19 protein-coding genes are annotated in these 20,296 nt (G+C 71.7%); 8 read left to right on the top strand and 11 right to left on the bottom strand.

Translation table 11 applies throughout. The features are described from left to right. Positions 1-13: 13 nt before the first annotated feature. Both ACZ4N4_RS08000 and ACZ4N4_RS07995 read right to left on the bottom strand, forming a co-directional pair. The gene (locus ACZ4N4_RS08000; RefSeq protein WP_453569733.1) at positions 14-1,840 is read right to left on the bottom strand and encodes an AMP-dependent synthetase/ligase; all 1,827 of its coding nucleotides are present in this window, start codon (positions 1,838-1,840) and stop codon (positions 14-16) included. A gap of 248 nt (positions 1,841-2,088) precedes the next feature. Continuing rightward, positions 2,089-3,588 carry an MFS transporter gene (locus ACZ4N4_RS07995; protein ID WP_467585773.1) on the bottom strand — a complete coding sequence of 500 codons (1,500 nt, stop codon included), beginning with the start codon at positions 3,586-3,588 and terminating at the stop codon, positions 2,089-2,091. 109 nt (positions 3,589-3,697) lie between these two features. On the opposite strand from ACZ4N4_RS07995, the gene ACZ4N4_RS07990 reads away from it, so the two are divergent. Next, positions 3,698-4,678 carry an Lrp/AsnC family transcriptional regulator gene (locus ACZ4N4_RS07990; RefSeq protein WP_467585770.1) on the top strand — a complete coding sequence of 327 codons (981 nt, stop codon included), beginning with the start codon at positions 3,698-3,700 and terminating at the stop codon, positions 4,676-4,678. 52 nt (positions 4,679-4,730) lie between these two features. Here the strand turns inward: ACZ4N4_RS07990 and ACZ4N4_RS07985 are convergent, their stop codons facing one another. After that, on the bottom strand, positions 4,731-5,606 hold the full coding sequence (locus ACZ4N4_RS07985; RefSeq protein WP_467585767.1) for a LysR substrate-binding domain-containing protein: 876 nt from the start codon (positions 5,604-5,606) through the stop codon (positions 4,731-4,733). Positions 5,607-5,777: 171 nt separating this feature from the next. Between ACZ4N4_RS07985 and ACZ4N4_RS07980 the strand changes: the two genes are divergently transcribed. Both ACZ4N4_RS07980 and ACZ4N4_RS07975 read left to right on the top strand, forming a co-directional pair. Next, positions 5,778-6,827, top strand: coding sequence for a bile acid:sodium symporter family protein (locus ACZ4N4_RS07980; protein WP_467585764.1), 1,050 nt, complete (start codon positions 5,778-5,780; stop codon positions 6,825-6,827). 127 nt (positions 6,828-6,954) lie between these two features. Continuing rightward, positions 6,955-7,482, top strand: coding sequence for an isochorismatase family protein (locus ACZ4N4_RS07975; RefSeq protein ID WP_467585761.1), 528 nt, complete (start codon positions 6,955-6,957; stop codon positions 7,480-7,482). A 4-nt stretch (positions 7,483-7,486) separates the two neighbouring features. On the opposite strand, the gene ACZ4N4_RS07970 is transcribed toward ACZ4N4_RS07975, so the two are convergent. Next, a complete protein-coding gene (locus tag ACZ4N4_RS07970; RefSeq protein WP_467585757.1) occupies positions 7,487-8,206 on the bottom strand; it encodes an SDR family oxidoreductase in 720 nt (239 codons plus the stop codon). 138 nt (positions 8,207-8,344) lie between these two features. Between ACZ4N4_RS07970 and ACZ4N4_RS07965 the strand changes: the two genes are divergently transcribed. After that, positions 8,345-9,175 carry a LysR family transcriptional regulator gene (locus ACZ4N4_RS07965; RefSeq protein ID WP_467585754.1) on the top strand — a complete coding sequence of 277 codons (831 nt, stop codon included), beginning with the start codon at positions 8,345-8,347 and terminating at the stop codon, positions 9,173-9,175. Between the two features lie 71 nt (positions 9,176-9,246). On the opposite strand, the gene fdhD is transcribed toward ACZ4N4_RS07965, so the two are convergent. From fdhD to ACZ4N4_RS07940, 5 genes are read right to left on the bottom strand one after another with little or no spacing between them, the layout of a single operon-like run. Beyond that, entirely contained in the window at positions 9,247-10,095 is an 849-nt protein-coding gene (fdhD, locus tag ACZ4N4_RS07960; protein ID WP_467585751.1) for a formate dehydrogenase accessory sulfurtransferase FdhD, read from the bottom strand. A gap of 7 nt (positions 10,096-10,102) precedes the next feature. Next, positions 10,103-10,963 (bottom strand): 2Fe-2S iron-sulfur cluster-binding protein, encoded by an 861-nt coding sequence (locus ACZ4N4_RS07955; RefSeq protein WP_453569756.1) that lies wholly within the window; start codon positions 10,961-10,963, stop codon positions 10,103-10,105. After that, positions 10,960-12,786 (bottom strand): NADH-ubiquinone oxidoreductase-F iron-sulfur binding region domain-containing protein, encoded by a 1,827-nt coding sequence (locus tag ACZ4N4_RS07950; RefSeq protein ID WP_467587640.1) that lies wholly within the window; start codon positions 12,784-12,786, stop codon positions 10,960-10,962. The genes ACZ4N4_RS07955 and ACZ4N4_RS07950 overlap by 4 nt, the downstream gene beginning before the upstream one ends. A gap of 5 nt (positions 12,787-12,791) precedes the next feature. Beyond that, complete coding sequence (locus ACZ4N4_RS07945; RefSeq protein ID WP_467585749.1) at positions 12,792-14,711, bottom strand: molybdopterin oxidoreductase family protein; 1,920 nt, start codon at positions 14,709-14,711, stop codon at positions 12,792-12,794. After that, entirely contained in the window at positions 14,708-15,679 is a 972-nt protein-coding gene (locus ACZ4N4_RS07940) for a 2-dehydropantoate 2-reductase (RefSeq protein ID WP_467585746.1), read from the bottom strand. The genes ACZ4N4_RS07945 and ACZ4N4_RS07940 overlap by 4 nt, the downstream gene beginning before the upstream one ends. 273 nt (positions 15,680-15,952) lie before the next feature. Here ACZ4N4_RS07940 and ACZ4N4_RS07935 point away from each other — a divergent pair, with 273 nt between their 5' ends. The 4 genes from ACZ4N4_RS07935 to ACZ4N4_RS07920 all read left to right on the top strand — a co-directional run bounded on the left by ACZ4N4_RS07935 (position 15,953) and on the right by ACZ4N4_RS07920 (position 19,292). Beyond that, positions 15,953-17,281, top strand: coding sequence for an OFA family MFS transporter (locus ACZ4N4_RS07935; RefSeq protein ID WP_467585743.1), 1,329 nt, complete (start codon positions 15,953-15,955; stop codon positions 17,279-17,281). Continuing rightward, complete coding sequence (locus ACZ4N4_RS07930) at positions 17,256-17,390, top strand: MFS transporter small subunit (protein WP_351315073.1); 135 nt, start codon at positions 17,256-17,258, stop codon at positions 17,388-17,390. The genes ACZ4N4_RS07935 and ACZ4N4_RS07930 overlap by 26 nt, the downstream gene beginning before the upstream one ends. 147 nt (positions 17,391-17,537) lie before the next feature. Further along, positions 17,538-18,485 carry a beta-ketoacyl-ACP synthase III gene (locus ACZ4N4_RS07925; protein WP_467585740.1) on the top strand — a complete coding sequence of 316 codons (948 nt, stop codon included), beginning with the start codon at positions 17,538-17,540 and terminating at the stop codon, positions 18,483-18,485. A gap of 129 nt (positions 18,486-18,614) precedes the next feature. Further along, positions 18,615-19,292 carry a GntR family transcriptional regulator gene (locus ACZ4N4_RS07920; protein ID WP_450764421.1) on the top strand — a complete coding sequence of 226 codons (678 nt, stop codon included), beginning with the start codon at positions 18,615-18,617 and terminating at the stop codon, positions 19,290-19,292. 32 nt (positions 19,293-19,324) lie between these two features. Here ACZ4N4_RS07920 and ACZ4N4_RS07915 read toward each other — a convergent pair whose 3' ends face one another. Beyond that, positions 19,325-19,528, bottom strand: a complete 204-nt coding sequence (locus ACZ4N4_RS07915) for a hypothetical protein (RefSeq protein ID WP_467585738.1) — start codon at positions 19,526-19,528, stop codon at positions 19,325-19,327. A 393-nt stretch (positions 19,529-19,921) separates the two neighbouring features. After that, entirely contained in the window at positions 19,922-20,281 is a 360-nt protein-coding gene (locus ACZ4N4_RS07910) for a VOC family protein (RefSeq protein ID WP_467585735.1), read from the bottom strand. Positions 20,282-20,296 lie beyond the last annotated feature (15 nt).

The raw sequence follows: 20,296 nt of genomic DNA, 5'->3' as shown, positions 1-20,296 counted from the left end.
GGCTGACGGGCCGTCAGGCCCGGTAGAGGGCCTCGACCTCGTTGGCGTAGGCGTTCTCGATCGCCTTGCGCTTGAGCTTCAACGACGGGGTCAGCAAGCCGTGTTCCTCGGTGAACGGCTGGGCGAGGATACGGAAGGTACGGATCGACTCGGCCTGTGAGACCAGGGTGTTGGCGGCCACCACCGCGCGCCGCACCTCGGTCTCCAGGTCGGTGTCGCGCACCAGCTGGGCCTCGGACATCCGGGGCTTGCCGCGCATCTGCAGCCAGTGTTCGACGGCCTCGGTGTCCAGCGTGACCAGGGCCGCGATGTAGGGGCGGTCGTTGCCGACGACGATGCACTGGTTGACCAGCGGATGGTCGCGCACCCGCTCCTCCAGGACACCCGGGGAGACGCTCTTGCCGCCGGAGGTCACCAGGATCTCCTTCTTGCGGCCGGTGATGGTGAGATACCCGTCCTCGTCCAGGGAGCCCAGGTCGCCGGTGGCCAGCCAGCCGTCGTGCAGGGAGGCGTCGGTGGCCTTCTGGTTGTTGAGGTAGCCCTGGAAGACGTTGCCGCCGTGCAGCCAGACCTCGCCGTCGTCCGCGATGTGCACGGTGGTGCCCGGTACGGCCTGGCCGACCGTGCCGTAGCGGGTGCGCTCGGGCGGGTTGGCGGTGGCGGCCGCCGTCGACTCGGTCAGGCCGTAGCCCTCGTAGATCTGCACGCCCGCGCCGGCGAAGAACAGGCCGAGCCTGCGGTCCATGGCCGAGCCGCCGGACATGGCGTTGCGGATCCGGCCGCCCATCGCCGCCCGCACCTTGGAGTAGACGAGCTTGTCGAAGAGCTGGTGCTGCACCCGCAGTGACGCCGACGGGCCGGGCCCGGTGCCCCACGCCTTCGCCTCGACGGCGTCCGCGTACTTCACCGCGATCTCCACCGCCTTCTCGAACGGCCCGCCCTTGCCCTCCTTCTCCGCCTTCCGCCGGGCCGCGTTGAACACCTTCTCGAAGATGTACGGCACGGCCAGGATGAACGTCGGCCGGAACGCGGCCAGATCGGGCAGCAGCGCGGCCGCGTTCAGCTGCGGCTGGTGGCCGAAACGCACGCCGTGCCGGATCGCGGCGACCTCCACCATGCGGCCGAAGACGTGCGCGAGCGGCAGGAAGAGGAGGGTGGAGACCTCCTCGCCCTTCTTCGCGCGGAACACCGACTCCCAGCGGCCGACGACCGCGTCCGCCTCGTACATGAAGTTCCCGTGCGACAGCACACAGCCCTTCGGGCGGCCGGTGGTGCCCGAGGTGTAGATGATCGTGGCGACCGAGTCGGGGGTGACCGCCTGCCGGTGCCGGTGCACGACCTCGTCCTCCAGGTGCGCGCCCGCGTCGTACAGCTCCTGCACCGCGCCGGAGTCCAGCTGCCACAGCTGGCGCAGCTGCGGCAGCCGGTCGATGACGGTGGCGATCGTCATCGCGTGGTCCTCGTGCTCCACGATCGCGGCCGTGCACTCGGCGTCGTACAGCATCCAGAAGCACTGTTCGGCCGACGACGTGGGGTAGACCGGCACCACCTGGGCACCGATCGTCCACAGGGCGAAGTCGAACAGTGTCCACTCGTAACGCGTGCGGGACATGATCGCGACCCGGTCGCCGAACCGGATGCCACGCGCCAGCAGCCCCTTGGCGAGCGCCAGGACCTCGTCGCGGAACTCGGCGGAGGTCACCTCACGCCACTGGCCGAGGTCGTCCTTGCGGCCCAGGGCGATGTGCAGCGGGTCCGCCAGGGCATGCTCGAACACGCAGTCGGCCAGACCGCCGACCGGCGGCGCCGACGCCAACGGCGGGTTGGTGAACTCGCGCAAACCCCGCTCCCGCTTCTCGCTCCCCAGTCACGCTCCGCACAGCGCCGTGAAAGCTACCCCACCGGCAGACCGTTCGGGAGGGGGGTGCGAAAACGAGCATTGCTCTCGTATGGGCCCGCCATGGCCTGGCAAATACCCACACATGGGGAAGGGCCGGACAGAATCCTTACGGTTGAGTAAGTTCCGTCTCCGTAATCTCCACTGAATCTGTACGACCCGATTACCGCCCCCGGCCGGTTACCGGCCGGTCAGGTACGCGGCACTGCCGTGCCCTTCGAGGACTGCGCCGCCGGCGCCGATTTCGTCACCGGGCCGTCCGTGCGCGGGGCCCGTACCAGCACCAGGACCAGGGTGCCCGCCACCACCGAGGCGCCGCCCAGCACCAGCAGGGCGCCGTTCAGACCGGAGGCGAAGGCCGTGCGCAGGGTGTGCTCGGCGAACGTCCCGCGCAGCGCTCCGGCGCCGCCGCCCGCCAGCCTGTGCGCCGCGTCGGGCGGGAGCGTGCCGGTCATCCGGGAGGTCACCACGGTCCCGGAGACGGCGACCCCGAGCGCGTACCCCAGCTGCCGGACCGTGTTCACCGCACCGCCCGCCATCCCGGCCCGCTCCGCGGGCACCGCGGCCAGCGCCGCGCCCGCGACCGTCGGCGACACGAGCCCGGTGCCGACCCCCACCAGCACGAACCCCGGTATCAGCGCGGTCCAGGAGGAGCCCGCGCCCAGCACCGCCTGGCAGAGGTCGCCCGCGCCGATCAGCAGCAGCCCGCCGCCGACCGTCAGCCGGGCCGGCGCCCCGTGCAGCAGCCGCCCCACCAGCACCGCGACCACCATCGCCGCCACCGTCATCGGCAGCAGTGTCAGCCCGCCCCGCACCGGGGTCATCCCGAGCAGGGTCTGCATCCAGATCGACACGTACGGCAGCGCCCCGAACGCGACCCCGCTGAACGCGAACGCCCCCACCATGACTCCGGTGAACGACCGCCCGCGCAGCAGCGACAGCTCCAGCAGCGGATGCGCGGCCCGCCGTTCCGCCAGCACGAACACCAGCAGCCCCAGGGCCGCCGCGGCGAACGCGCCGAGCGCCGCCGGGGCCGTCCAGCCGTCCTCCCCGGCCCGTACGACCCCGTAGGTCACACCACCGGCGAACAGCGCGAACGCGGCCGTACCCGCCCAGTCCACGCGCATCCCCCGCGGTCCCCGCGACTCCGGTACGACCCGCAGCGTCAGCCACACCGCGACCACGCTGACCGGCAGGTTCACCAGGAAGATCCACCGCCAGCCGGGCCCCGCCGTCAGCAGCCCGCCGACCACAGGACCGACCGCCGCGGCCCCGCCGCTCACCGCACCCCACACGCCGAGCGCCGCCGACCGCTGCCGCCCCTGGTAGACCGAGCCGAGCAGCGGCAGTGTCGTCGCGAACATCGCGGCCGCGCCCACCCCCTGCACGGCCCGTGCCGCCACCAGGGTCCCCGGACCCGGCGCCAGCCCACACAGCAGGCTGGCCGCGGCGAACAGCACGACACCGGCCACGTGCACCCGGCGGCGGCCGAGGATGTCGGCCGCCGCCCCCGCCCCCAGCAGCAGCGCGGCCAGCGCCAGGGCGTACCCGTCCACCACCCACTGCAGGTCGCTCAGCGACGCGTGCAGTGCCGCCGCCATGTCCGGCAGCGCCACCACCACGATCGTCACGTCGAGCAACAACATGAACGTTCCCAGACATACCGCGGTCAGCGGCCCCCACCTGCGCATCTCTTCACTCCTCGGCCGAATGGCTTGCTGTCGCTCCGTACCATGGGGTCAATCCGGCCGATCAGGGCGGTGCGGCCGGGGTGATCGGCCGAATCCGATGGGAGAAACCATGCTGCCGCTGGAATCCGACACGTTCGACGACCTGGACCTGCGGCTGCTCAGCGCGCTGGAGGTCGACGGCCGGGCCTCCTTCAGCCGGATCGGGGCCGTGCTCGGCGTCTCCGACCAGACGATCGCCCGCCGCTACCGCAGACTGTGCGCCGAGGCCGGGCTGCGGGTGGTCGCCCTCCGGGACCCCGAACGGCTCGGCCAGGACCAGTGGATGCTCCGGCTGCGCTGTGCGCCCGACGGCGCCACCGTCATCGCCGAGGCCCTCGCCAAGCGTCCCGACACCGCCTGGATCGGGCTGGCCGCCGGCGGCACCGAGATCGCTTGCATGACCCGGCCGCGCCACCCCGGCGACCACGACGACCTGCTGCTCGGCAAACTGCCACGCACCCCCAGCGTGGTGGAGATCCGCGCCCAGCAGCTCCTGCACCGGTTCTACGGCGGGCCGTCCGGGTGGGTGCTGAAGTTCCGGGCGCTGACGGACGACCAGGTCGCCGCGTTGCGCCCGGCGGCGCCGGAGTCCGACGGGCCGGCGCGGCTGGAACCCGAGGACGCTCCGCTGCTCGCCGCGCTGGAGCGGGACGGGCGCGCGACCTACCCGGAGTTGCAACGGGCGACGGGACGGTCCGAGTCGTCGGTGAAGCGCCGGCTGGCCGCGTTGCTCGCCTCCGGGGCGGTGTACATCGACGTCGAGTACCGGTCCGAGGTGCTGGGGTTCTCGAAGGCCGCGGTGCTGTGGATCACCACCACGCCGGCCGCGATGCACTCCGTCGGCCAGGCGCTGGCAGGGCATGACGAGGTGGCGTTCGCCGCGGCCACCGCCGGGCCGTCGCACGTCGTGGTGACGGCCGTGCTGCGGGATACGGCGCATCTGTACGCGTATCTGAGCGGCCCGGTGGGGCAGCTGGAGGGGGTGCAGCATGTGGAGGCCATGCCGTTTTTGCGGAGGGTGAAGCAGTTGACGTATCACGGGCCGTGGTGAGTCCGCGGGCGGTGGCGGCCGGTCGCGCCCACGCGGCGGCAGCCGCACCTCTTCAGCCCCGCGCCCGTGCGGGCCGCAACCGCGCGCCTCCTTTCAGGATCGCCGCCGCCAGTGCGTCCGCCGCCGCCTGCGCCGGTGTGCGTCTCGGGCCGTGTACGACGACGAAGTCGACCTTGCCCAGTTCCGGGAGGCCCGAGCGGTCCGGGACGCGGAACAGGCCCGGGGGGATCAGGCCCTTCGAGTGGGCCATCACGCCCAGGCCCGCCCGCGCCGCCGCGATGAGCCCGTTGAGGCTGCCGCTGGTGCACACGATGCGCCATGGGCGGCCCTGGCGTTCCAGCGCCTCCAGGGCCAGTGCGCGGGTGATGCCCGGCGGGGGATAGACGATCAGCGGGACCGGACGGTCGGGGTCCAGGCGGAGCCGCTCCGCGCCGATCCACACCAGGTCGTCGTGCCAGACCAGCTCGCCCAGCGGATCCTCCGCGCGCCGCTTCGCCAGCACCAGGTCCAGCTTCCCGGCGGCCAGCTGCTCGTGCAGGGTGCCCGACAGCTCCACGGTCAGCTCCAGGTCGACCTCGGGATGGTCGTAGCGGAAGCCCTCCAGGATCTCCGGCAGCCGGGTGAGGACGAAGTCCTCCGACGCGCCGAACCGGAGCCGGCCGCGCACCCTGGTCCCGGTGAAGAAGGCCGCCGCCTGCTCGTGCACCTCCAGGATCCGGCGGGCGAAGCCGAGCATCGCCTCGCCGTCCTCGGTCAGTTCCACCGAGTGGGTGTCCCGCGAGAACAGCTGGCGGCCGGCCGCGTCCTCCAGCCGGCGCACGTGCTGGCTGACGGTCGACTGGCGCAGTCCCAGGCGGCGGGCGGCCTGGGTGAAGCTGAGGGTCTGGGCCACCGCCAGGAAGGTCCGCAGCTGCGAAGGGTCATACACTCGAACATGTTATCGCGGAACGCGATGGCAGTCAGAACGGTATACCGGATTCCCGATCGCCTGCCGGAGGAGGACGATGGGGAGGGGCCTTCCGGCCACCGGCGAGAGCCCCCGCGAGAGCCCGGCGTACGCGCCGGCCCGACACCATGGACCGACCGCAAGTGGAGCACCGTGAAACGCCTGAGCTGGCCCAGTTGGATGCCGATCGACCCGTACGTCCTGCTGTTGCTCGGGACGGTATGCATCGCCGCGCTCCTCCCGGCCCGGGGCACCGCCGCCGACGTGGCCTCCGGCGCCTCCACGGCCGCGATCGCCTTCCTCTTCTTCCTCTACGGCGCCCGCCTGTCCACCCGCGAGGCCGTCGACGGACTGCGGCACTGGCGGCTCCACGTCACGGTCCTGGTCTGCACCTTCGTGATCTTCCCGGTGCTCGGCCTGGCCGCCCGCGGCCTGGTGCCCGTACTGCTCACCCATCCGCTCTACCAAGGATTCCTCTTTCTCACCCTGGTGCCCTCGACCATCCAGTCGTCGATCGCCTTCACCTCGATCGCCCGGGGCAACGTGCCCGCCGCGATCTGTGCCGGTTCCTTCTCCTCGCTGATCGGCATCGTCCTCACCCCGTTGCTCGCCGCCGCACTGCTCGGCGGCAGCGGAGGCGGCTTCTCCGCCGACTCGGTCGTCAAGATCGTCCTCCAGCTGCTGGTGCCGTTCGTCGCCGGACAACTGCTGCGCCGGTGGATCGGGGAGTTCATCGCCCGGCACAAGAAGATCCTCGGCCTGGTCGACCGAGGCTCGATCCTGCTGGTCGTCTACACCGCGTTCAGCGAGGGCATGGTCCGGGGCATCTGGCACCAGGTCAGCGCCGTCCGGCTGGCCGGGCTGCTCGCCGTCGAGGCCGTGCTGCTCGCCGTGATGCTCCTCCTGACCTGGTACGGCGCCAAGGCGCTCGGCTTCGGCCGCGGGGACCGCATCGCCATCCAGTTCGCCGGATCGAAGAAGTCCCTCGCCTCCGGGCTGCCGATGGCCAGCGTCCTGTTCGGCGCCCACGCCTCGCTGGCGGTGCTGCCGCTGATGCTCTTCCACCAGATGCAGCTCATGGTGTGCGCCGTCATCGCCAGGCGCCGCGCCCACGACCCGGAGGCCCAGGAGGCGCCCGAAGCCCCGGCCGCCCCCCCTGCGGAGTCACGGTCCGCGGTCGGCACCGGGCCGCTCCGCCGCTGAGCCGTGGCCGCGGTCGTGGCTCAGCGGCGCTGCCCCGCCGCGCCGTCGGCTGCCGAACGCCACCAGTTCACGGGCCTGTTGATCCGGATTACCGGTACGGACGGCTGATGACGGCTAACGTTCCGTCATGACCGCACCTCTGGCGCTCGACCCGGCGCGCACCGCTCTCGTCCTCGTCGACCTGATGGACCGCATCGTCGCGCTGCCCCTGGAGCCCCGCAAGGGCACCGAAGTCCTGCACACCGCCGAGCAGCTGGCCCACTCCTTCCGCGCGGCCGGCGCACCCGTGGTGCTGCTCCGCGTGGAACGGCCCGCGCTCGCCGAGCAGCCGCCGGGCAGCGGGCTGGTCGCCGGACTCCGCAGAGAGGGGGACGTGGAGATCGTCAAGCGCACGATCGGCGGTTTCCAGGGCACGGAGCTCGACGCCCGGCTGCGTCGGCTCGGCATCACCCGGCTGGTGTTCGGCGGCATCGCCACCAACCTCGGCGTCGAGTCCACCGCCCGCGCCGCCGCCGACCTCGGCTACGACCTGGTCTTCGTCGAGGACGCCATGGCCGCCCTCACCGGGGCCGAGCACGAGGCGTCCGTCCGGCTCGACTTCCCGCGCCTCGGCACGGTCGTGACCGCCGCCGACGTCCGCCTCACCCCCGCCTGACCGCTCAGACCAGCGTCCCGCCGCCGTCCACGACCACCACCGACCCGGTGCTGTACCCCCCACGCATCAGGTACAGGTACGCCTCCGCCACATCCGTCGGCTCGCCCATCCGCCCCACCGGCAGCGACTCGGCGGACGACCGGAACAGTTCCTCCCGGGCCGCCTCCGGCAGCTCCCGCCACAGCTCCGTGCGCACCACCCCCGGCGAGACCACGTTGACCCGCACCGGCGCCAGCTCCACGGCCAGCGCCCGGGTCAGCGACTCCATCGCCCCGCACAGCGCCGACGCGACGCTCGAACCAGGCAACGGCCGCTGTCCCGCCGTACCCGTGGTCAGCACCACCGAACCCCCGGGGCGGATCGAGCCGACGCCGTACTTCACCGCCGCGTACGCACCCCACAGCCGGGTGTCCAGGAAGCTTTGAGCCGCCGCGATCTCCGTGTCGGCCACGGTCTCCAGCAGGAGCGAGTCACCGGCCGTGTACACCAGGTGGTCGTAGGCTCCGACCCGCGTGAAGAAGCCGCGCACCGCGTCCTCGTCCGTGGCGTCCAGTACCTGCCCCTCGGCGCCCTCCGGCAGCACCTTCAGCGCCGCGTCGACACTCTCCTGCCGCCGCGAGGCGACGACCACCCGCGCACCCTCCCGTGCCGCGCCCTCGGCGACCGCGAGCCCGATGCCCGCCGTACCCCCGATGACAACGACACGCTGTCCTGTCAGACCCATGGCAGATCCCTTTCCACGCCGGTGTTCCGTCCCGTTCGGACATCTCCAGCCTGCGGCCCCACCCCAGCGGCCGTCCAAGACCTCTTCCGGCGGTGGCGATACCCTGAAGACATCGCCACCCGGGAAGGAGCCGCGGTCATGGACCTGGACCTGCGCAAGGTCCGCTACTTCACGGCGGTCGCCGAACTCCTCCACTTCGGCCGGGCGGCGGAGCGGCTGCACATCGCCCAGCCCGTGCTGAGCCGTCAGATCCGGTCGCTGGAGAAGGACTTGGGCGCCGAATTGTTCGTACGGGACAGCCACGGCGTGACCCTGACCGACGCCGGGCGGCAACTCCTCGAGGACGCACGTCAGTTGCTGGCCGTCGCCGACGGAACCCGGCGCCGGGTCGTACAGGCCGCACGCGGCCGGCGGCGGCTCGTCGTCGGCTTCCGGGCCGGCGTCGTGGTCACCGAGGCGCTGCGCGCCTTCAACGCGGGCCACCCGGACATCGAGGCGCGCGCCCGCCGGGTCGAGTGGGACGACCAGGAGCAGCTGATCCTCGACGGCACCGTCGACATCGCCTACGTGCGGCTGCCGGTCCGGGAGGACGGACTCGAACTGCGGACCCTGTACAGCGAGCCCCGCGTGGCCATGCTCCCGGACCGGCACCGGCTCGCCGGAAAGCAGGAGATCTCGCTCGCCGACCTCGACGGCGAGCAGTGGCTGCGCTACAACGACCCGCGGCCCGGCGACCTGCCGCTGCGCACCATCGAGGAGAAGTTCGAGTGCGTGGCCGCCGGCACCGCCATCACGATGGTGCCCCGCTCGGCCGCCGAGCAGTACTCCCGCCCGGACATCGTCTACGTCCCGGTCGTCGACGCCGAACCCGACCGGGTGCTGCTGGCCTGGGCCGCCGGTCGCCGCTCCCCGCTGGTCGCCGCGTTCGCCGAGGCCGCGGCGGGCGTCGGGGCGCCCGGCTCCGACTGAGGCGGGGCCCCTGCGGCGCAGGGGGCGCTCCCCGCCGGTCGGGGCCCCGCCGCCGTGCCGCGGGGAACCGGTCAGCCCTGGGCGGCCGCGGCCCGCAGGGCGATGCGGTCCTCGCCCGCGTACACGTTCATGTTGGGGCCGCGCAGGAAACCGACCAGGGTCAGCCCGGTCTCCGCCGCCAGGTCCACCGCCAGCGAGGACGGCGCGGAGACCGCCGCCAGCAGCGGGATGCCCGCCATCACCGCCTTCTGCGCCAGCTCGAAGGAGGCCCGCCCGGAGACCAGCAGGATCGCCCGGGACAGCGGCAGCTGCCCGTTCTGAAGGGCCCGGCCGACCAGCTTGTCCACCGCGTTGTGCCGGCCCACGTCCTCGCGGATGTCCAGCAGCTCGCCGTCCTCGGTGAACAGGGCCGCCGCGTGCAGCCCCCCGGTCCGGTCGAACACCCGCTGGGCCGCGCGGAGCCGGTCGGGGAGGCTCGCGAGCAGCTCGGGTCCGACCCGGACCGGGGGAGTGTCGGCTATCGGCCAGCGAGCCGTCGTACGCACCGCGTCCAGGCTCGCCTTGCCGCACAGCCCGCAGGACGAGGAGGTGTAGACGTTCCGCTCCAGGGTGAAGTCGGGGAGCGTGACGCCCGGCGAGGTCCGTACGTCGACCACGTTGTAGGTGTTGGAGCCGTCCACCGTCGCTCCCGCGCAGTAGACGATGTTCTGCAGGTCGTCGGCGGTCGCCAGGACGCCTTCGCTCACCAGGAACCCGGCCGCCAGCGCGAAGTCGTCGCCGGGTGTGCGCATCGTGATGGCCAGGGGTTTCCCGTTGAGCCTGATCTCCAGCGGTTCCTCGGCGACGAGCGTGTCCGGCCGGGCGGAGACCGCTCCGTCGCGGATGCGGAGGACCTTGCGTCGTTCCGTGACTCGTCCCATGGTCTGATCAGCCCCGGTTCTGTACGTGCTGGTAGCCGAAACGGCCCTTGATGCAGAGGTTGCCGTGGGTCACCGGGTTGTCGTGCGGCGAGGTGACCTTGACTATCTCATTGTCCTGCACGTGGAGCGTGAGGTTGCAGCCCACACCGCAGTACGCGCACACGGTGGTCGTCTCCGTCTGCCGCGTCTCGTCCCAGGTACCCGCCGCCCGCATGTCGAACTCCGACTTGAACGACAGCGCCCCGGTGGGGCACACCTCGACGCAGTTCCCGCAGTAGACACAGGCCGAGTCGGTCAGCGGGGCGTCGTGCTCCACGGCGATCCGGGCGTCGAAGCCGCGCCCGGCGACCGAGATCGCGAAGCTGTTCTGCCACTGGTCGCCACAGGCGTCCACGCACTTGTAGCAGAGGATGCACTTGTCGTAGTCGCGCACATACAGATCGTTGTCGACTCTGGGCTCCTCGTCCAGGCGGGCGGCGCCGGGGCCGAAGCGGTCCGGTTTCGCCTCGTACTCCTTGATCCACTCGGCGGCCCGCGGGGTTGTCGACAGGTCCACCGATGAGGCCAGCAGCTCCAGGACGATCCTGCGGCTGTGCCGGACGCGCTCGGTGCCGGTGCGCACCACCATCCCCGGCTCGGCCTTCCGGGAGCAGGCCGGGACCAGGGTCCGGGCCCCCTCCACCTCGACCACGCAGACCCGGCAGGCGTTCTTCGGGCGCAGGGTGTCGCCCTCGCACAGCGTCGGGACGTCCGTCCCGGCCGCCCGGCAGGCGTCCAGGATCGTCGAGCCCTCCGGGACCCGGGCCTCCTCGCCGTCGATCGTGAACTCCAGCAGCCGGCGCGGGATCCCCAGCGGTGTGACGGTCATCGGTACGCTCCCAGACGGTCGATGGCGGATTCCACGGCGTTCCAGGCGGTCTGACCCAGACCGCAGATCGAGGCGTCCCGCATCGCCCGGCCGACCTCGCGCAGCAGCGCGATGTCGTCGGCCGCGCCGGGGCCGGTGCGTTCGACGATCCGGTGCAGCGCCTCCTGCTGCCGGACCGTCCCCACCCGGCACGGCACGCACTGCCCGCAGGACTCGTCCCGGAAGAACTCGGCGATGCGGAGCAGGAGCCGGGGGAGCGGCACGGTGCCGTCGAAGGCCATGACCACACCCGAGCCGAGCGTGGTGCCCGCCTCCCTGGTGCCCTCGAAGGTGAGCGGGATGCCGAGTTCGTCCGGCCGTACGAAGCCGCCGGCGGCCCCGCCCAGCAGCACCGCCCGCAAGTCGTCCCGGACTCCGGCGAGTTGCAGCAGCTCGCCGAGCGTGGCACCGAAGGGGAGCTCGTAGACACCGGGGCGGGCCACGCTCCCCGACACGCAGAACAGCTTGGGTCCGGTGGACCCGGCGGTGCCGATCGCCGCGTAGGCCGCGGCGCCCGTGGTCAGGATCGGCAGGACGTTGACCAGCGTCTCCACGTTGTTCTCGACCGTCGGTCTGGCGAACAGCCCTTTCTCCACCGGGAACGGCGGCTTCGAGCGCGGCTCGCCCCGGTACCCCTCGATGGAGTTGAACAGGGCCGTCTCCTCACCGCAGATGTACGCCCCCGCCCCGCGCCGGATCTCGATGTCGAAGGCGAAGCCCTGGCCGAGGATGTCGTCGCCGAGGAGGCCACGGGCACGCGCCTGGTCGACCGCGTGCCGTATCCGCCGTGTCGCGCGCGGATATTCGCCGCGGATGTACAGGAGACCCCGGTGCGCGCCGATCGCGTACGCCGCGACGGTCATCGCCTCCACCAGCGCATACGGGTCGCCCTCCATGAGGACGCGGTCCTTGAAGGTGCCCGGCTCGGATTCGTCGGCGTTGCAGACGAGGTAGTGCGGGTGGTCCGGCTGGGACGCGGTGGCCTGCCACTTGCGGCCGGTGGGGAAGGCGGCGCCCCCGCGTCCGACCAGACCGGAGTCGGTGACCTCGCGGATGATCCCGGCGGGACCGAGGGCGAAGGCCTGGCGCAGGGCGGTGTAGCCGCCGTGGGCGCGGTAGTCGTCGAGCGAGGACGGGTCGACCACGCCCACCCGCTTCAACAGGGTCAGACCTTCCTGTCCCGCCTGTGGTACGGCCGATGCGGCCGACGGCTCCTCGGGGGCCGAGTCGGGCGCGGTGGCCGCGAGGACGGCCGTCCTGACCTTCGCCGGGGCCGCCACCGCCGTGCGTACCGGATCCCCGGCCCGGACCGCGAGGGCGGCCGGGGCCCGCTCGCACAGGCCCAGACAGGGGCTGCGCTCGACGTGCACCCCGGGACCGAGACCCTCCTCGACCCCGGCGCACAGGGCGGACGCCCCGGCCGCCGTGCACGCCAGGTCCGTGCAGACGTGCAGGACGGTCGCCGGGCGGGGCCTGACGGAGAACATCGCGTAGAAGGTGGCGACGCCGTAGGCCTCGGCCGGCGGGACCGTCAGGCGGCGGCACAGATAGCCGAGGGCGCCCTCACTGATCCAGCCGACGCGGTCGTTGATCGCGTGCAGCCCCGGCAACAGCAGGTCGCGCCGGTCCCGGGCGGGACGCCCGCCGCGTGCCCAGCGCAGATCCGCGGTCCTCGCCCCATCGCGGGCGGCGCCCTCCCAGGAGGACTCCGGAGGACCCAACAGGGCGTCCACGGCCGCCCGTTCCTCGTCCGTCGGTTTGCTGTCGCCGAAGTGCAGGTCCACCTGGGTCACCTCACGATGGTCGCGACCGGGAGCTTCTCGATACGGATCGCCGACGCCTTGAACTCCGCCGTCCCCGCGATCGGGCAGTTGGCCTCGATCGTCAGCTGGTTGGTGTCCACCTCGTCGGGAAAGTGCATGGTCATGAAGGCGAGACCGGGGCGCAGGGCGGTGTCGATCCAGACGGGGGCCACGACCGAGCCCCGCCGCGAGGACACCTGGACCTTTTCGCCGACGACGACCCCGTACCGCTCGGCGTCCTCCGGGCACAGCTCGATGTACTCGCCGCGCCGCAGCGGGGAGGCGTAACCGCCGCTCTGCACCCCGGTGTTGTAGGAGTCCAGCCGCCGCCCGGTGGTGAGCCGGACGGGGTACTCCTCGTCGGTGAGGTCGACCGGAGGATCGTGCCGGACCAGCCCGAAGGGGGCCGGCAGGCCGCGCCGCGCCGGGTCCTTCTCCCACAGCCTGCCGTGCAGATAGGCCGGTTCGAGACGCTCGGTGCTCGGGCACGGCCACTGGATGCCCTGGTGCTCGACGAGCCGGTCGTACGTCATCCCGTAGTGGTCCGGGGAGACCGACCTCAGCTCGTTCCAGACGGCCTGGGCGTCGGCGTACTTCCAGTCGTGGCCGAGGCGGGTGGCGAGGTCGCAGAGGATGTCGATGTCCTCGCGGGCCTCGCCGGGCGGGGTCACGGCCCGGCGCACCCGCTGCACCCGCCGCTCGCTGTTGGTGGTGGTGCCCTCGGTCTCCGCCCAGCCGGCGGTCGCGGGCAGCACCACGTCCGCCAGCTCCGCCGTCTTCGTGAGGAAGATGTCCTGGACGACCAGGAAGTCGAGGGCGCTCAGCCGGCGGATCGCCTGCTCGCTGTCGGCCTCCGACTGGGCCGGGTTCTCGCCGATGCAGTAGACCGCCTTGAGCGTGCCCTCCTCCATGGCCTCGAACATCTCGGTGAGGTTCAGCCCGTAGTGCGGCTGGATGACCGTGTCCCAGGCCGACTCGAACTTCAGCCGGGCGTCCGGGTCGAGGATGTCCTGGAAGCCGGGGAGGCGGTTGGGGATCGCGCCCATGTCGCCGCCGCCCTGCACGTTGTTCTGCCCGCGCAGCGGCTGCAACCCGGCGCCGTAGCGCCCCACCTGGCCGGTGAGCAGGGAGAGGTTGATCAGGGCGCGGACGTTGTCGGTGCCGTTGTGGTGCTCGGTGATGCCGAGGGTCCAGCACAGCTGGGCGCGCTCGGCGCGGGCGTAGGCGTGCGCCAACTCCCGTATCGCGGCGGCCGGGACGCCCGTCACCTTCTCGGCCAGCGACAGCGTCCAGGGTTCGACGAGCGCCCGGTACTCCTCGAAGCCGGTCGTCGCCCGCTCGACGAACGCCTCGTTGGCCAGCCCCGCGTGGATGATCTCCCGGCCGATCGCGTGCGCCATCGGGATGTCCGTCCCGACGTTCAGCCCGAGCCAGCTCTCCGCCCACTCGGCGGTGGAGGTGCGGCGCGGGTCGACGGCGTACATCCGGGCGCCGTTCCTGATGCCCTTCAGCACGTGCTGGAAGAAGATCGGGTGCGCGAAGCGGGCGTTGGAGCCCCACATCACGATGACGTCGGTGTGCTCGATCTCCTCGTACGACGACGTGCCGCCGCCGGAGCCGAAGGCGGCGCTCAGACCGGCCACGCTCGGGGCGTGACAGGTCCGGTTGCAGGAGTCGACGTTGTTGGTGCCCATCACCACCCGGGCGAACTTCTGCGCCACGTAGTTCATCTCGTTGGTGGCGCGGGCACAGGAGAACAGCCCGAACGCCCCGCGGTTGCGGTCCAGGCCGCAGGCCGCGCGGCCCAGGGCCTCCTGCCAGCTCGCCCGCCGGAACGGCTCGTCACGGGAGTCCCGCACCAGGGGGTGGGTGAGCCGGGTGTAGGTCTTCTGCTGCCGTTTCCTCATGCGGCGCTCCTCAGCGCGAGCAGGTCCGAGATGGCGTGCACGGTGCGCAGGGTGGGCACCTGCACGCCGGTGATCTCCGCCAGCTCGACGACGGCCGCGAGGAGCACGTCGAGTTCCAGCGGCTTGCCGCGCTCCAGGTCCTGGAGCGTGGAGGTGCGGTGGTCGCCGACCTTCTCGGCGCCCGCGAGCCGGCGTTCGATGGAGACACCGACCTCGCAGCCGAGCGCCTCGGCGACGGAGAGCGTCTCGCGCATCATGACCTCGATGACCCGGCGGGTGCCGCCGTGCAGGCACATCTGCCGCATGGTGGCCCGGGCCAGCGCGCTGATCGGGTTGAAGGAGATGTTGCCGAGCAGCTTGAGCCAGATGTCGTTGCGCAGCTCCGGCTCCACCGGGCACTTCAGCCCGCCGCTCCGCATCGCCTCGCTGAACCGCAGGCAGCGCTCGGACGCACTGCGGTCGGGCTCGCCGATCGAGAACCGGGTGCCTTCCAGGTGCCGTACCACGCCGGGGGCTTCGAGCTCGGTGGCCGCGTAGACCACACAGCCGACGGCGCGTTCGGGGGCGAGTACGGCGCTGACCGCGCCGCCCGGGTCGACGCTCTCGACGCGGTGGCCGTCGTAGGGGCCACCGTGCCGGTGGAAGTACCACCAGGGGATGCCGTTCTGGGCGGCGACCACCGCCGTGCGCTCGTGCAGCAGCGGCTCGATCAGCGGCCCGCACGCCGCGTACGAGTTGGCCTTCAGGCCCAGGAAGACGTAGTCGACCGGGCCGATCTCGGCCGGGTCGTCGGTGGCGTGGGCGTGCGCGGTGAAGTCGCCGCGCGGGCTGAGCACCCGTACTCCGTGCTGCCTCATGGCCGTCAGATGGGGTCCACGGGCGACGAGATGCACATCGGCGCCCGCGCGGTGGAGCGCGGCACCGACATAGGCGCCGATCGCACCGGCGCCGAGGACTGCGACTTTCACGGAACACTCCGTTCGGTTTGAGGGATACCGCGGAGGTGGCCTCGGGGAGACCGGGTCGTGTGAAGCGGTCCGGCCGTGTGAAGCCGGTCCGGCCGTGTAAGGCGGTCCGGCCGTCGGCCGAATCATGTCGACGAAATATTGTCTACAGTATGGAGTCAGGCCGGGCAAGGGTTCGGACAGCGACCGTTCGGCGCATTCTGGATACCGCTCATCGCATACGATCGAGTCGTCGGGTTCTCAACCACCCTGGCCCGGCCCTACCGTTCGGGACTCATGAGCAGCCCCCCTGTAGCACCGCCGGGCTGGAGCCGCTGGCTCGTCCCGCCCGCCGCCCTCTCCGTCCACCTCTCCATCGGCCAGGCCTACGCCTGGAGCGTCTTCAAACCGCCGCTCGAATCCGCGCTGAACCTCAGCGGCACCGAGAGCGCGCTGCCCTTCCAGCTCGCGATCGTGATGCTCGGCCTGTCGGCCGCGTTCGGCGGCACCCTCGTCGAACGCAACGGACCGCGCTGGGCCATGACGGTCTCCCTGGTCTGCTTCTCCACCGGCTTTCTGATCTCCGCGCTGGGCGCCGAGACCAAGCAGTACTGGCTGATCGTCCTCGGCTACGGCTTCGTCGGCGGCATCGGCCTCGGCATCGGCTACATCTCGCCCGTCTCCACCCTGATCAAGTGGTTCCCGGACCGGCCCGGCATGGCCACCGGCATCGCCATCATGGGCTTCGGCGGCGGCGCGCTGATCGCCTCGCCCTGGTCCGCGCAGATGCTCTCGTCCTTCGGCAGTGACAACGATGGCATCGCCCTCGCCTTCCTGGTGCACGGGCTGACCTACGCCGTCTTCATGACCCTCGGAGTGCTGCTGATCCGGGTGCCGCGCAGCGAGAAGCCGGTCGCGGGCGCGCCGAGCGCCTTCGAGGGCGTGCAGGTCTCGGCGAACACCGCGATCCGCACCCCGCAGTTCTGGTGCCTGTGGGTCGTGCTCTGCATGAACGTGACCGCGGGCATCGGCATCCTGGAGAAGGCCGCCCCGATGATCACGGACTTCTTCGCCGACAGCTCCACCCCGGTGACGGTGTCCGCGGCGGCCGGGTTCGTCGCCCTGCTGTCCGCCGCCAACATGGCGGGCCGCATCGGCTGGTCGTCCACCTCCGACCTGATCGGCCGTAAGAACATCTACCGCGTCTATCTTGGTGTCGGCGCGCTGATGTACCTGCTCATCACGTTGTTCGGGGACTCGTCCAAGCCGTTGTTCATCCTCTGCGCGCTGGTGATCCTGTCCTTCTACGGCGGCGGCTTCGCCACCGTCCCCGCGTATCTGAAGGACCTGTTCGGCACCTACCAGGTCGGTGCGATCCACGGCCGGCTGCTCACCGCCTGGTCCCTCGCCGGTGTGCTCGGACCGCTGATCGTCAACTGGATCGCCGACCACCAGAAGGACGCCGGCAAGCACGGCGCCGACCTGTACACGCTGTCCTTCGGCATCATGATCGGCCTGCTCGTCATCGGGTTCGTCGCCAACGAGCTGATCCGGCCCGTCAACGTCCGCCACCACATCCCCGCACCCAGGGAGGCCGTCGATGTCGAACGACAGCAGCCTGCATGAGCCCGACCGCCGCTGGCTGATCGCCGTCGCCTGGCTCTGGGTGGGCGCGCCCTTCGCCTACGGCGTGTATGAACTCGTGCAGAAAGCGACACAGCTGTTCAACGGGTGAACCGGGAGAGTGCTCGGGCGTCCGAGGGTCTGCAAGAAGCCGACAACTCGGGCGCCCGTTTCCTGTGGCCTTACGTGCCGTCGTACCCGTGAGTCACTGAACAGACTGGTGGGCCCACACCGAGGCAACGAGGGGGACCCACCACCCATGAACGGCTCGCGCATCGCCGCCGTCGGCCACTACCAGCCCGCCAAGGTGCTCACCAACGAGGACCTGGCGGGTCTGGTGGACACCAGTGACGAGTGGATCCGCAGCCGGGTGGGCATCCGCACCCGGCACATCGCAGGGCCCGACGAACCCGTCGACGAACTCGCCGCGCACGCCGCGGCCAAGGCCCTCGCCGCGGCCGGCCTCACCCCCGCGGACATCGACCTGGTCCTGGTCGCCACCTCCACCGCGATCGACCGCTCCCCGAACATGGCCGCTCGCGTCGCCGCCCGGCTCGGGATCCCGCAGCCCGCCGCGATGGACGTCAACGTCGTGTGCGCCGGTTTCACCCACGCCCTCGCCACCGCCGACCACACCGTCCGCGCGGGCGCCGCCACCCGTGCGCTCGTCATCGGCGCCGACAAGATGTCCGAGGTGACGGACTGGACCGACCGCACGACGTGCGTCCTGGTCGGCGACGGGGCGGGCGCGGCCGTGGTCGAGGCGTGCGGGCCGGGTCAGGAGCCCGGGATCGGGCCGGTGCTGTGGGGTTCCGTCCCCGAGATGAGCCACGCCGTACGCATCGAGGGCACCCCGCCGCGGTTCGCGCAGGAGGGGCAGAGCGTCTACCGCTGGGCCACCACCCAGCTGCCGCCCATCGCCCGGCGCGCCTGCGAGAAGGCCGGGGTCACCCCCGCCGACCTCGCGGCCGTCGTGCTGCACCAGGCGAACCTCCGGATCATCGAGCCGCTCGCGCAGAAGATCGGCGCGGTCAACGCGGTGGTCGCCAAGGACGTCACCGAATCGGGCAACACCTCGGCCGCGAGCATCCCGCTCGCACTGTCCAAGCTGGTCGAGCAGGGGAGCGTCTCCAGCGGCGACTCGGTCCTGCTGTTCGGCTTCGGCGGCAACCTGTCGTACGCGGGGCAGGTCGTGCGGTGTCCCTGAGGGGCGCGTTCCGTGGTGTGACGTGCTCAACTCCCGCTTCCCCTGGCAGTTGTGCGCCGTAGACTGTAGACGAAAGACAATCGATACTGAGTGTCCGCTCGTAACGGGTGTCTGCCGAAGGGGGACCCGATGTTGTCAGCCGGACTGCCGCAGGGCGCGGTGCCCAAGCTCGAACGCCCCGGCCCGCTCCGCGACCGCGTCTACGAGGCACTGCTGGAACTCATCACCACCCGCGCCCTCCAGCCCGGCCAGCACCTGGTCGAGAGCGAACTCGCCGGCCACCTGGGCGTCTCCCGGCAGCCGGTGCGCGAGGCGCTCCAGCGGCTGAACACCGAGGGCTGGGTCGACCTCAGGCCCGCCCAGGGCGCGTTCGTCCACGAGCCGACGGAGGCGGAGGCCGACCAACTGCTCACGGTACGCACCCTGCTGGAGGCCGAGGCCGCGCGGCTGGCGGCGGCCGAGGCGGGCAGCGCGGGAGTGGCCGCGCTGGAATCCCTGTGCGCCGAGGGCGAGAAGGCCGTCGCCGCGGACGACGTGGACGGGGCCGTCGCCCTGAACGCCGCGTTCCACGCCAAGATCATGGACCTGGCCGGCAACACGGTCCTCGCCGAACTCGCCGCCCAGGTCGACCGCAGGGTCCGCTGGTACTACACGCCGGTGGCCCGGCAGCGCGGCCACCAGTCCTGGATCGAACACCGCGAACTGATCGCGGCGATCACGGCCCGCGACGAACAGCTGGCGACCCGTCTGATGCGCGAACACACGGAGCACACCCGGCGGTCGTACCACGAGCGCGCGAAGCCCTGAACGGGCGCGGGCTCATGGCAGTGTGACGCGTATCAGGGCAGCGTGATGAGGGCGATGCCGTCCGCCTGCGCGACGGCGAGCCGGGTGCCGTCGGGGTGGAGGGCGGCGACGGGGGCCGGGACGCGGCGGTGGCCGAAGCACCCGGCTTTGAGCGGCACGCTCACCTCGGGCCATTCCGCGACGACGACCCCGGTGGCCGTGTCGAGCAGGCGCGGGTGGCCGGAGAAACAGATCACCTGGTCGCCACGGGGCAGCAGCAGGACGGTTCAGCTCCCGCACGGCCCGATCACCCCCGAGCAGCACCGCCTTGGTGCCGCGCTCCTGGTACACGGCGGAGTATGCCCCCGAGGCGGAGGTCGTCCCGGCGTCGAACGGAAAGCTCCAGGCGAAGGGCGCCCTGCGCTCCACCCCGTCGCGGCCCCAACGCCGCCCGCCCCCGGTCGCGGAGACCAGCTCGTCGCCCTGCCACGCCAGCGACTTCGGCGCCGACTTCACCGGTATCGACTCCATGGTCATCGACGCCCCCCCCCACAAGAATCGGAGCACCTCGGGCAGGCCCCCGCCGGGAATCTACGGGCCGCCGTCCAGTCAGCGCCTACGGATTTCGCGGGCCTGCTCCACTCCTGCTTCTACTGGTCGTCGCGGCACAGGCAGAAGGGATGACCGGCGGGATCGAACAGCACACGCACGTCGTCCTGCGGCTGATCCCGCGCGAGCACCGCTCCCAAGGCGACGGCCTCGGCCACCGCCGTGTCCAGGTCGACGACCTGGAAGTCGAGGTGCATCATCGTGCGCTGCTCACGGTCGACCGGCGGCCAGGTGGGCCTGGTCCTCTGGCAAACTCCGTCTCTGCCGGGCCTCGTTGGTGGGCCGGGTTCGGATACTCCAGGCTGTCCGTTGAGGTCCGCCGCCCTCCTGACCGGGCACGGTGTTGTCCGGGAAGGCGGAGGAGAACGCCCCTGTTCCGGGAGCGGCTGAGTCCCGGACACGGGTCCGGGACTCAG

This window comes from Streptomyces sp. NPDC026538 (genome assembly GCF_055567535.1).
Note: the sequence above shows the minus strand (reverse complement) of the source record. Positions and strands in the feature narration are given on the sequence as shown.